General features: G+C 43.5%; 12 protein-coding genes. 3 read left to right on the top strand and 9 right to left on the bottom strand.

Going from position 1 to position 11,498, the window contains the following annotated elements:
* Positions 1–218 precede the first annotated feature (218 nt).
* The 4 genes from BJP37_RS31995 to BJP37_RS31980 all read right to left on the bottom strand — a co-directional run bounded on the left by BJP37_RS31995 (position 219) and on the right by BJP37_RS31980 (position 3,160).
* Positions 219–1,679, bottom strand: a complete 1,461-nt coding sequence (locus BJP37_RS31995) for a phage tail sheath family protein (RefSeq protein WP_075905038.1) — start codon at positions 1,677–1,679, stop codon at positions 219–221.
* A 24-nt stretch (positions 1,680–1,703) separates the two neighbouring features.
* Positions 1,704–2,147 carry a hypothetical protein gene (locus tag BJP37_RS31990; protein ID WP_143727896.1) on the bottom strand — a complete coding sequence of 148 codons (444 nt, stop codon included), beginning with the start codon at positions 2,145–2,147 and terminating at the stop codon, positions 1,704–1,706.
* Positions 2,148–2,228: 81 nt separating this feature from the next.
* Positions 2,229–2,552, bottom strand: a complete 324-nt coding sequence (locus tag BJP37_RS31985) for a hypothetical protein (protein WP_075905034.1) — start codon at positions 2,550–2,552, stop codon at positions 2,229–2,231.
* Positions 2,553–2,590: 38 nt separating this feature from the next.
* Entirely contained in the window at positions 2,591–3,160 is a 570-nt protein-coding gene (locus tag BJP37_RS31980) for a Pvc16 family protein (RefSeq protein WP_075905032.1), read from the bottom strand.
* 142 nt (positions 3,161–3,302) lie between these two features.
* On the opposite strand from BJP37_RS31980, the gene BJP37_RS40440 reads away from it, so the two are divergent.
* On the top strand, positions 3,303–3,446 hold the full coding sequence (locus tag BJP37_RS40440) for a hypothetical protein (RefSeq protein WP_158069857.1): 144 nt from the start codon (positions 3,303–3,305) through the stop codon (positions 3,444–3,446).
* 283 nt (positions 3,447–3,729) lie between these two features.
* On the opposite strand, the gene BJP37_RS44465 is transcribed toward BJP37_RS40440, so the two are convergent.
* On the bottom strand, positions 3,730–4,512 hold the full coding sequence (locus BJP37_RS44465; protein WP_075905030.1) for a globin domain-containing protein: 783 nt from the start codon (positions 4,510–4,512) through the stop codon (positions 3,730–3,732).
* A 377-nt stretch (positions 4,513–4,889) separates the two neighbouring features.
* On the opposite strand from BJP37_RS44465, the gene BJP37_RS31970 reads away from it, so the two are divergent.
* Entirely contained in the window at positions 4,890–5,594 is a 705-nt protein-coding gene (locus BJP37_RS31970) for a Crp/Fnr family transcriptional regulator (protein ID WP_075905028.1), read from the top strand.
* A gap of 206 nt (positions 5,595–5,800) precedes the next feature.
* On the opposite strand, the gene BJP37_RS31965 is transcribed toward BJP37_RS31970, so the two are convergent.
* Entirely contained in the window at positions 5,801–5,983 is a 183-nt protein-coding gene (locus BJP37_RS31965; RefSeq protein ID WP_075905026.1) for a Sec-independent protein translocase subunit TatA/TatB, read from the bottom strand.
* Positions 5,984–6,654: 671 nt separating this feature from the next.
* Here BJP37_RS31965 and BJP37_RS31960 point away from each other — a divergent pair.
* The gene (locus BJP37_RS31960) at positions 6,655–7,395 is read left to right on the top strand and encodes a phycocyanobilin:ferredoxin oxidoreductase (protein ID WP_075905024.1); all 741 of its coding nucleotides are present in this window, start codon (positions 6,655–6,657) and stop codon (positions 7,393–7,395) included.
* Positions 7,396–7,449: 54 nt separating this feature from the next.
* Here the strand turns inward: BJP37_RS31960 and BJP37_RS31955 are convergent, their stop codons facing one another.
* From BJP37_RS31955 to dxs, 3 genes are all read right to left on the bottom strand, one after another.
* Positions 7,450–8,067, bottom strand: coding sequence for a L,D-transpeptidase (locus BJP37_RS31955; protein ID WP_081431405.1), 618 nt, complete (start codon positions 8,065–8,067; stop codon positions 7,450–7,452).
* Positions 8,068–8,384: 317 nt separating this feature from the next.
* Entirely contained in the window at positions 8,385–9,446 is a 1,062-nt protein-coding gene (gene mtnA / locus BJP37_RS31950) for an S-methyl-5-thioribose-1-phosphate isomerase (RefSeq protein ID WP_075905019.1), read from the bottom strand.
* 109 nt (positions 9,447–9,555) lie between these two features.
* On the bottom strand, positions 9,556–11,463 hold the full coding sequence (gene dxs / locus BJP37_RS31945) for a 1-deoxy-D-xylulose-5-phosphate synthase (RefSeq protein ID WP_075905017.1): 1,908 nt from the start codon (positions 11,461–11,463) through the stop codon (positions 9,556–9,558).
* Positions 11,464–11,498 lie beyond the last annotated feature (35 nt).

Here is an 11,498-nt window from a genome sequence, read left to right as displayed (position 1 = left end):
TCTTGGGAAGGCAGCGCGGTCTTGGGGGTCCCCCCCATGAGCGACTGCCGTGGTTTCCCCCATGACCGCGCTGCATCGCTACTTGAGGTGCTTTTGAATAAAATAAGCTGACCACTGACCGCTGACCGCTGACCACTGACCACTGACCACTGACCGCTGACCACTGACCGCTGAATGCTTACAATTTTGAATTTTGAATTTTGAATTTTGAATTCCCCCTATGCTTCCTGTAATTTATGGGAGAATTTCAGGATAATGAACTCAGCTGGACGAACTGCTGCCAGACCAATTTCCACAATCATCCGTCCTTCTAAAATGTCCTGTGCTGTCATGCTTTTACCCAGTCCGATATTAACAAAGAAAGCTTGTTCAGGAGTGCTACCAGCCAGGGCACCTTGTCGCCATAATCCCTCTAGATAACTTTCAATTAGGGACTTCACTTTCAGCCAGGTGATGGTGTTGTTAGACTCAAAGACCACAAATGCAGTGGCTTTCTGAATAGACTCTTCAATCAGATTGAACAGTCTGCGCACAGGGATATAGCGCCATTCATTGTCATTACCCGCTAAGGTTCTTGCACCCCAAATTAAAGTTCCTTTTCCGGTAAAGCTACGAATAGCATTGATGGATTTACCGGCGGTGGGATCAACGTTAAGATTTTCCTGTTCCTCGTTGGTAATTTTTTCCGTAGGCGCAAGTACCGATGCCAAGCTGACATTAGCAGGTGCTTTCCAAACTCCCCTGTCCCGATCTACTCTGGCATATACCCCTGCTACGGCTGCACTTGGAGGTAATACGACTCGCTGTTTAGCTAGTTCAGTCAAAATTTGGTTGTAGAGATCGGTGTTGTCGGTTTTGATGTCAGTCAGCGTTGAGTCAGTGCTTCCTCCTGTATTAGTGGTTCCTCCTGTATTAGTGCTTCCTCCACCTCCTTTGATAGTTACAGAATCGTCGGTGTAATAGTAGTTGAGTGATGTTTGGAGGTAGGGATAATAAGCTGCGCCATATTTTAAATAATCTACCTCGCTCACTTTGAGCTTATCTCTAAAATCCTTACCTGCTTGCTCAGTGCTTGTTGTATTTGGTAATACGTCCAAGATAGCAAACCTATCTTTTAATTTTTTGCATTGCTCTAAAGCTTGTTGACAAAGTCCGTAATAATCGGTATCACCTAAAGTTACCGCATCAGTAAGCAGGATTAAGGTTGGTTCATCTTCTTTTTCTAAAGCTTTTAAACCTTTTTCAAAATCACTCTTATTCTTCAGAGTTGCTGTATTGGTTGCTGTATTGGTTTCTGTATTGGTTTCTGTATTGGTTTCTGTATTGGTTTCTGGAGTGCCATATGTACCCACCGAAACAATGTAACAACTGCCCCCACCGTTATCAAAATACATCCGCAAGGCATAATACATTAAATACTTGAATTCAGGAGGTTTAATGCTAGCAATACCATCTCCGTTTGCTGTTACTACAAATTTACTTGCTTGAGCTTTGCCAAACAAAGTTTCATAGTCAAGCAGTGAACTAATTCGAGTGGGTTTATTCTTTAAGTGGCCGCCTATTCCAACTTTCTCTGTGTAACCGATAAAAGCTGGAATCGCTGTAGATACCTCAGCGACTGAGGGGGGAAATGTAGAAATTTCCTCGACATAAACATTGGGAGTTTTATACGTTACCATGGTTCAATCCTTAGTCTTAAAGTTTTACAGGTATTTCAGGGCGTTTATGACTTTAATTCCGTTATGATTAGGGGGATTAGGTAAATGGTCAATCCACACAGTGGGCTCAGTGGGCTCGCCAAGTTCACTCTTTTTCTTTTTTAAAAGTTGAATATTTTTTATCCCAGCTTCCTGACAAGCAATTTCTGAGTCAGATTTAAAGAGATATTTTTGAAATTCAGGAAATTGTTGGTTAAGAGCCGAAAATATTGGATCTGTATTTTCGGCTTCGGCCCTCGTAGATCTAGTAAACTTAATTTTTGGTTCCCTAATTGTATCTTTATCTTCAATCAAGAATTCATCGCCATTAGTTAACTGATCCGTTACCAGGTAATAGTACCACGGTTGTTTTTTGGCTTGAAAGGTTATTTTATAGTCACTCACCTCATTCAAATCTTTAGGCATGGAGGAGTTATTATAAATATCCACAATGCCAAAAATAGTTTGTACCCTGGGCACTTTTATGTAACACCATTGAGTATGAATTATATCTAAATCTGACGCTTTATTTTAATTATTATTTTCATTACTAAAATGATAACTAACATTATCAACGGGTTTCCAGTCAATATCTGTGAAATCTATAAAATCTTGATTTTTTATTTTCAATATAAAAGTAAATCGCAAATTATCAGCAAGATATACCCAGGGTTTCTGTTCTGAATCTACTGGGGCAATGACCACTAGTCCGTTAACTTTATTCTTAACAATCAGACGATGACCCCTAAGTACCCTACGACATTCAGGTGTTGGTTCAACACTTAAGTCCGGGCAGACTTCATCCCGATAATAGTCGTGAATAATACTTAATTCAAAGAGTGGCTTATAAAGCATAATCTAGATGACCCTTGGGTTTTAGTTTGGCGGCGATACTAGATTCTTGAACTACTAACTTCCTTCTCTTTTACATCAGAACCAATTTCCACCGTATCCCCATCGGCAAAGACAACCATTCTGACTTTATAAATTACTGAAGGCATATAATACATGCCTAAACCAGACCAAACCTCTCTTTGTTCAGTAAAAGGCAAATTAACCAGTTCTATGGTCAATTTTTGGATCTCAGGATTGAGGGTTGGAGAGTTACGACAATCAAATAATCGATGACTTTGAAAGTATTTGATAATTAGGGATAAAAACTTTAAAGATTGCCGGTAATTAGTAAAATTAGCAGCATAGAGAACGTATAAATTGAGGTAAAGATTAGGGTTATTTTGCTGGTTACCCCCCTGATTAGGCATCCTTTCATAGGCGGCACCAGAACGAAAGGTATAGTCTTCTTCTAAGTTAACTAATAAGGTAGTAATCGCATTCTCTTCTAAGGAAACTTCTTTGCCGTTGCGATCCTGAAGAAATAAGACCTCAAAAGCCTGACCCCCGGTTTTTACTCGGATGTAGCTGTTGAGTTGTTCCTTAAGAAACGAGAGAACATGATCCAACATAGGAAGTATCTATCCCGCCTAATAATTGGAGGATAATCTTGACAAGAAGACTATGGAATAGGGCAATACCTTTTCTATACTTCTAACTGCCACCAAAATAACACTAACATGAAAAACAAAGAAAGAGAGCAAATCCCGAAAAATGAAATCTATCGTAACATTTTTCGGGATTTTAAACAATGAAATATATCGTAATATTTTTAGAAATTTTCAACTCCGATCATTTATCGTAAGCCGTCAGCCGTCAGCCGTCAGCCGTCAGCCGTCAGCCTTGGCCAACGGCTGATAGCTGAATGCAAGGCAATTGCTGAATCTTCCCATGAATAGGAGTGGGGTGGGCATCCTGCCTGCCCGACAATCTAAGGAACAGGCAAGATGCCCGTTCCACGGCAACTGGAAATCAACGGTTAACATCACCTACGTTTCCTGAGCTGATCTTAACCGTTGAGCCAAGTTTTGACTGCCGGGAATTTAGACTAACAGAAATATAGCGGTTCTCATATTCCCGACTCCCGACTCCCGACTCCCGACTCCCGACTCCCGACTCCCGACTCCCGACTCCCAGATTGCTATAATGATTGATAGATTTGATGTTCTCGGTTAATAAAAATATCAGCTAATATCTGATAAGCTTCTGTCCAAGCTGCTATCACTTCCTCTGTCGCCGCTTCATGCAACACATCCTTCATCGCTTGTAGTAAACTCTCTCCCACAATGGGATATTGTTCTGGTTTAACATGGGTTTTTACATGACGATGAGCAATCACCTCAACCATTGATTTTAAAGCCTCCATATTATCAATTTTGGTAGCATAACTATAGACTGCTGTCGCTAACTTAGCTGGTTGAGAACCATTGGCTTGAGCTGACATATCAAACTGTGCTTTTACCTCTGGATGGTTGTGAAACATGATTTCATACATCCGAGTAGTAATTTGCTTACCATGCTTTTTGAGCAGGGGAGCTGTGGACTTGATGATATCTATAGTTTCTTGACTAACCTGATTTACCGGTTTAGGCTTTTCCGAAAGGGTTAGCACAAATTTCAGATTCTCTTGGGCTTGTAACCTATGAGGTGCTTTAGCAGGTATAAAGATAAAGACTCCTGGTTCTAAGGTAATCTCTTTCTGGTCTAAGCTCAGAATTCCTTTCCCTTCAATTACCGTGATGGCGACATTACGAGGTGAAGTATGCTCGTCAATTGCTGTACCTTTTGCCAAACAAAATAGGGTGTATTGGCAATTGTTATCCTTGAGCAAAACTTTGCTAATTATCCCTGTCTCTGGATAGTCAACTAATTTTTGTAGGGAAGTGCTAAACGATGTTTTTGCTGTAGCGATCGCATTACCCATAATCCTTTCCTCATCACAATTTTAGGTAGGAAGTTCTAAGATTGGTAAATATCCCTGAACTCGTTGTTACTTTTACTGTGACAGAAAAAGTTAGGGCTGTCCTTGAGCTAGCTCATAAACGAAGAAAAAGCAAAGGGAGTAGGGAGTAGGGAGTAGGGAGTAGGGAGTAGGGAGTAGGGAGTAGGGAACAAAAATTCTCACAATTCCTACACGGATCCCTAAAATTGTTGATCATATAGCGTTAATAGCATTTATGAGGTACGCTTATGAATCTCAAAGTCCCCCTTTGTAAGGGGGATTTAGGGGGATCCCTTTGTACCTCATGGGATAGAGAATTGCTATAGCGTTTCTCATAAACACTCAAAGGACTACTAGGCATGGTCTCATCCATAGAACAATTAGCTCAAGTCTGGGTGCTGAAAGACCTAGAAACCTCAGCGCTAGAGAATATTCAACCTTATAGCAATGTACGGACTTATTTGCGGGATGAGATTGTGATCTACGAGGGCGATCGCCTGCCCTGCCAACTCTATGCCTTAATCAAGGGAACTCTGCAAATTAAAAAAACCGGGACGAGTGGTAAAGAAAGCCTTTTGCGCATCATCCCTGAGGGGGATATTTTTGCGGCTCCGGCAATTTTTGGTAATGGTATTGCTCCCGCAACAGTTATTTGTCAGGTGGACTCGCAAGTGCTAACCATAGAACGAGAGGCGCTGTTAGAGACGATTCGCCATAGTCCAGAAGTGGCGTTGCGAATCCTGGAAGTCTTTAACCAACGCCTGCAACAAATTCATAACACCGTACATGGACTAATTTCTGAAAGGGCAATTGTACGACTGGTGCGTCTGCTGCAATACTATGCCACTCGCTATGGAACTCAGTCTGTTGCTCAGGGAGAGTCTTTAAATGTGAACCTTCCTTACTATCAAATTGCTCGCAGTATAGGTATAACCTATGAAGAATGCGTGCGTTTGTTCAAAAAGATAAATTCGATCAATTCAGTAGTTACCTACAAGCGGGGAGGCAAAATTATTATCAATGACTGGCAGCAGTTAGATGCAATCGCGGACAACGAAGGATGAAAAGACTAGGGAGTGGGGAATCGGGAATCGGGAATCGGGAGTCGGGAATCGGGAGTCGGGAAAAAATCCTGTGTACCTCGTTTGTACCTCGTTACTATGAGAAACGCGCTTATTGCAGGCATTGTTATAGCTTCCACCACCTGCGATAACCAGGTCTGAACCGTAAAGTCAGTGTGGGATGAATTACCCCCTGAAAGTTTGGTTAATTATGAATTTTTCTGCTCAGTTTGTGACTCCTCAGCGTCTGATGTCGGATTATTCATCTCGTCTTTGAAGCCTCTGAGGGTTTTCCCTAGGGCGCTGCCAATTTCAGGAATCTTCTTTGGTCCAAAAATAACAACTGCTACAACACCAATAATCATTACTTCCGGCCATCCTAAACCAAACATACCAATTTCCTCTAAACTGCTTTTAACTTTTAATTAACCTTGAACTTCTTTCTAGCACTTAGCCTACCCTACTTCACGGCCAAACAAAAAAATTTCCTAGCTAATCTACTTTACGGTTTTATCTGGCGCACAATCAACCTAGGTCAATCTCGGTAGCCCACTCAAAGTATTCATTTTCGGGCGGGCAGGATGCCCACCCCACTCCTATTCATCCAAAGATTCAGCAATGCATCCCTAGTCCAGGGTACAAGGAAGGAATTCGATGCGTTCGCGTAGCGTAGCCCTTCGGGCTACGCTACGCGAACGCAAACAATATCGTAGATCCAATCCCAGGAGTAACAAAGTTTTGTGTAGCGTTACAGGATTGACCATGGCAAGCTGATATCCTAAGCTTATCCGAAGTCCATACTTAGGATGTCTTGCTCCAATTGATGGTCACCGATAAGGTGAGAAGATAGAGGTGGAAGGATGAAGGAGGAAAGATAAAGTATAAAAATATACCATTAGCAATGGTTACAATCAATGCAATGGTTGATACTTCAAGTCTTCCATAGCTTTTGTCTTTTTCCTAGCCCTCTTGTGAAGGGAAATAATGGGGGGAGAACCCATCCAACCCTTTGGTCTGCAAGCCTGTTGCCTCAATGTTACCCATAGCCTTTAAGTGTTAAGGAATGTCAACCACTTCCACGCCATCCCTAAGAACCCAACAAAACCCTCTGTGCGCTAAGCTGGCGGACTGTATTGAATCGAACTGGCGGCGCTACTTAGACCTTTCTCCTTATCATTTACCAGCCGAGTTAGGCTACGTACAAGGACGGCTTGAGGGAGAGAAACTGACTATCGAAAATCATTGCTATCAGACACCTCAGTTTCGGAAAATGCACCTGGAATTGGCAAAAGTAGGTGAGATGTTGGATATTTTACACTGTGTAATGTTTCCTCGTCCAGACTATGCTTTGCCCATGTTTGGCTGTGATGTGGTGGCAGCTAGAGGACAAATCAGTGCTGCGATCGCAGACCTGTCTCCACTCCATCCTAAACGTACCTTACCCGAAGCCTATCACTGTTCTTTAGAGACCCTACCAAAACCTGAGTTTAAACAGCCCCGTGACTTACCACCTTGGGCAGACATTTTTTCAGAATTTTGCATTTTTGTGCGTCCCAATGGTCCAGAAGAAGAAGCACAGTTCTTAACATGGGTGGATGATTTATTACAGATTCACTGTGCCCATGCTGCTAATGCCCTACCGGTCTCTAGAGAAAAGCAAGCAGAAATTATTGCTAGTCAACACTATTATTGCAGCAAGCAGCGGCAGAATGACAAAACCCGGCGGGTGCTTGAAAAAGCGTTTGGTGTTGAATGGGCAGAGAACTATATGACTTCGGTACTATTTGACTTGCCAGGATCTTAATACTTAAATCCCCGGCGCGAGGATTGCTCACGCCCGGGGAGTTGTTAACAATAACTATTCCTGTACTGTTACAGATGTTCCCAAAGCCACTCTGTTATACAAAGCTTTGACATCATCATTACGCATCCGGATGCAACCGTGAGACACTGCTTGTCCCACCAGTTCCTCATCATTGGTACCATGGAAGCCGATGTAGTTTGTTCCATCACTCCAAAATGCCATCCACCTTGGACCAAGAGGGTTTTCTGGTCCTGGAGCAACAACTTCACCAGTGATAGGATGCTGCCAAACTGGATTTTGAACCATCTGTGTCACTTGGAAATTGCCTGTAGGGGTTTCCCAACCAGGCTGACCGATGGCAACTGGATAACTGGCTTCGAGTTTATCTCCTCGATAAACATAAAGACGACGCTCATTTAGTTTAATCACTAAACGAGGGGTATTATTAAAAAAATCTTCCTCTTGCCGCAGATACTGATTGACTTCTTCGAGAGGGGACAATTCTGGTGTTTCAAGCCTTGGCAGAAAGCTTTCATACCGAATTTCTTTCCAGTTACTGACACTAGTATTGGTTAGATCAGCGGCGGCGGTGGCTACCTCTGCGTAGAATAACGGGATAGCTACACTTAAGCCGCACACAATTAAGCGTTGGGTGGAAAGTTTTCCGTTCACGATTTCCTCTTAGCTAGTCGATATTTTATGTGCATATTCTACTTGATCATGTTTTGTTGACTATTGACCACTGACGGTTAACGGTTGACTGTTATACAGCTGCAGGGCTTTGTTCTAAACAGACATGATCTAAACAGACATAATCTAAACAGACATAGCTATTGAAGTTTATCCTTTAGAGGTTGCTGAACTAAAAAACTGACTCAAGTATAGTTGGGTCAGTTATAGCGTTTCTTGCTCCTTATGAGGTACATTCAATTTTCATGCGGTGCCACTCCCTACTCCTTACTCCCTATTCCCTAAAACCAAGATAGATGTCACACTGATTGCTTAATGTTAAGTTGTGACAGCTCACTGGGGGAAAGTGCACCTTTTTCAGTAATAATGGCAGTAATTAACTCCGCCGGAGTCACATCAAAAGCTGGGTTATAAAATTCCACTTTAGGAGGACAAATCACTGTTTCCCCAATCTGATAAATTTCTGAGGGGTGACGTTCTTCAATGGGAATCTCAACGCCTGTAGATAGCTGAAAATCAATGGTTGAGATCGGAGCAGCAACAAAGAAGGGTATCTGATGAGCTTGAGCAATCAGGGCTAAACTATAGGTACCAATTTTGTTAGCCGTATCTCCATTGGCAGCAATTCGATCAGCTCCCACTACAACCGCATCAATTAGCCCTTGTTTCATACAATGGGCGGCCATGCTATCGGTAATTAAAGTAACGGGAATACCTTCTTCGACGCATTCCCAGGTCGTTAACCTAGCACCTTGCAAGCGGGGGCGGGTTTCGCCAGCATATAATCTGGCTAATCGCCCATCCCGCCACGCCGAACGCACCACTCCCAAGGAAGTACCATACCCAGCGGTTGCCAAGGCTCCTGCATTACAATGGGTCAGAAGACACAGTTTGTCGGGGGTTGTCGGTAATACCTCTAATCCGCGATCGCCTATGGCTTGACAGGTTTGTAAATCCTCCAGCTGAATTTGTTTAGCTGTTTCAAGTAAGGAAGCTTTAATCTCTTCTACTGTCCCGATCGTTTCATAGGCATTTTTAAGCATCCGCATGATTGCCCAAAACAAATTAACCGCTGTAGGACGAGTTTGCCGCAACTGCTGGGCTACAACTTCAAGCTGTTCGAGGAAAGCCTTGCGTTCTTTAGTTTTAATCTCTCTTGCACCAAGGTAAATGCCATAAGCCGCTGCGATTCCAATTGCTGGCGCTCCCCGAACAATCATAGTTTTAATCGCCTCAACCATATCTTCACAGCGGCTGATTTCTACCATGGAATATTGGCCGGGTAAGCGGTTTTGGTCAATAAGGAAAACTCGGTCGTTTTCCCAAATAACGGGATACACTTGGTATATGGATGAATTCATCTAACTTCGGTATATTGTTAATTGTTATTTATTAATTGTTATTTCCTATTTTGTTAACAGTTGACGGTTAACCGTTAACCGTCAACCGTCAACTGTTAACATTGATAAACTAACTAATAGCAGATGGCTGTCTAGTAAAGAAAGCTTCCCTGATCTGTTCAGCAATTTGAGAGCCAGTCAGCCCCAAATCAGCTTTTGATTCATCGGGCTTGGCATGATCCACTAATTTATCCGGTACACCAAAGCGCTTGAGGGGAACTAATATATCATTATCCATCAGTGCTTCTGCCACCGCTGAACCAAAGCCACCGATTAAGCACCCTTCTTCTAGGGTAACTACACGACCAATTTTCTGAGCCAAGGGGAAGATTAATTCTGTATCTAGGGGCTTGACAAAACGAGCATTAATCACTGTTGCTTCAATACCATGCTCGCTAAGAATTTCAGCGGTTTGCATGGCGGTGTAAACCATACTGCCGTACCCTACCATTAACAGGTCGTCACCATTACGCAAGAGTTCTCCTTTACCAATGGGTAGTGCTTCCCAACCATCTTCCATCAGGGGAACGCCATAACCACTACCCCGAGGATAGCGCATGGCAATCGGACCATCGGTGTGGTTGACTCCTGTAACTACCATACGTTGCAGTTCAGCTTCGTCTTTGGGAGCCATAATTACCATATTGGGAATGCATCGCAAATAGGCGATATCATACATCCCTTGGTGAGTAGGGCCATCTGCACCCACAATTCCTGCACGGTCGAGGCAGAAAAAGACCGGTAGGTTTTGGATACAAACGTCGTGAATAATTTGGTCGTAAGCCCGTTGTAAGAAGGTGGAGTAAATAGCTGCAACCGGTCGCATTCCTTCACAGGCTAGGCCAGCCGCTAGGGTAACGGCATGTTGTTCCGCAATCCCTACATCAATGTATTGGTTAGGGAGTTTTTCTTGCAATTTATTCAACCCTGTGCCGGTAGCCATAGCTGCCGTGATGCCAATGATTTTGGGATTATTCTGAGCTAGTGTGACCAGGGTGTGGGCAAACACTTTGGAATAGCCCGGGGGTTTGGGTTTTTTAGCGGGAAGCGCTTTACCGGTAGCTAGGTTGAAGGGACTTTGGGCATGGTAACCCACTTTGTCTGCTTCTGCGATCGCATACCCCTTGCCTTTCGTAGTTGCCACATGCACCAGCACTGGTCCATCTAGCTTGTGTGCGTTGGTAAAGGTGGAAATTAACTCCTCTAGATTGTGACCATCTACCGGTCCGATGTAGGTAAAGCCCAGTTCTTCAAAGACAGCTCCGACCTTAGGTACGGCTAAACGCTTCATGCCTTCCTTGAGCCGTTGCAAGTCTGGGGATAAAGACTCACCGACAAAGGGGAGATTTTTGAACTGTTCCTCTAAATTGTCAGTAATAAACTGCATCGGCTCAGAAAGCCGCACTTTGTTGAGGTAACGGGGAATAGCCCCCACATTGGGAGAGATGGACATCTCATTGTCATTGAGCACCACCAGGAGTTTAGTATGGGGTAAGTGTCCGGCATGATTGATGGCTTCCAAGGCCATGCCACCGGTCAGAGCACCATCACCAATAACTGCTGCCACTTTGAAGTTTTCCCCTCTGCGGTCTCGGGCGATCGCCATACCCAAAGCAGAAGAAATACTGGTGGAAGCATGACCAGCTCCAAAGTGATCAAACTTATTCTCGCAGCGCTTTAGATAACCAGCAATACCATCTTTCTGCCGTAGGGTATGGAATCGGTTATAGCGCCCCGTGAGCATTTTGTGGGGATAAGCTTGGTGTCCAACGTCCCAGACTACCTTATCATAGTCAAGGTCAAGTGTTTGATACAGAGCTAGGGTTAATTCTACCACTCCCAAGCCTGGGCCTAAGTGACCACCACTAGTAGCTATGGTTTGGAGATGTTTCTCGCGAATTTGACGGGCAATTTCCTCTAGTTGACGAATCGATAGACCGTGCAACTGATTTGGATGAGTAATTTCACTGAGATGCATACCGTCTCTTTGAATTGCTACTGGATTTTGTTGAT

Origin of the sequence: Moorena bouillonii PNG (assembly GCF_001942495.1) — a bacterium.
Classification (GTDB): Bacteria; Cyanobacteriota; Cyanobacteriia; order Cyanobacteriales; family Coleofasciculaceae; genus Moorena; species Moorena bouillonii.
The sequence above is the reverse complement of the archived record's forward strand: the minus strand, read 5'-3'. Positions and strand labels throughout refer to the sequence as shown.

Coding starts and splice junctions, on each gene's coding strand:
- mtnA (WP_075905019.1), bottom strand. CDS start 9,446: ATGAATTCATCCATATACCAAGTGTATCCCGTTATTTGGGAAAACGAC.
- BJP37_RS31970 (WP_075905028.1), top strand. CDS start 4,890: ATGGTCTCATCCATAGAACAATTAGCTCAAGTCTGGGTGCTGAAAGAC.
- BJP37_RS44465 (WP_075905030.1), bottom strand. CDS start 4,512: ATGGGTAATGCGATCGCTACAGCAAAAACATCGTTTAGCACTTCCCTA.
- dxs (WP_075905017.1), bottom strand. CDS start 11,463: ATGCATCTCAGTGAAATTACTCATCCAAATCAGTTGCACGGTCTATCG.
- BJP37_RS31980 (WP_075905032.1), bottom strand. CDS start 3,160: ATGTTGGATCATGTTCTCTCGTTTCTTAAGGAACAACTCAACAGCTAC.
- BJP37_RS31995 (WP_075905038.1), bottom strand. CDS start 1,679: ATGGTAACGTATAAAACTCCCAATGTTTATGTCGAGGAAATTTCTACA.
- BJP37_RS31960 (WP_075905024.1), top strand. CDS start 6,655: ATGTCAACCACTTCCACGCCATCCCTAAGAACCCAACAAAACCCTCTG.
- BJP37_RS31985 (WP_075905034.1), bottom strand. CDS start 2,552: ATGCTTTATAAGCCACTCTTTGAATTAAGTATTATTCACGACTATTAT.
- BJP37_RS40440 (WP_158069857.1), top strand. CDS start 3,303: ATGAAATCTATCGTAACATTTTTCGGGATTTTAAACAATGAAATATAT.
- BJP37_RS31965 (WP_075905026.1), bottom strand. CDS start 5,983: ATGTTTGGTTTAGGATGGCCGGAAGTAATGATTATTGGTGTTGTAGCA.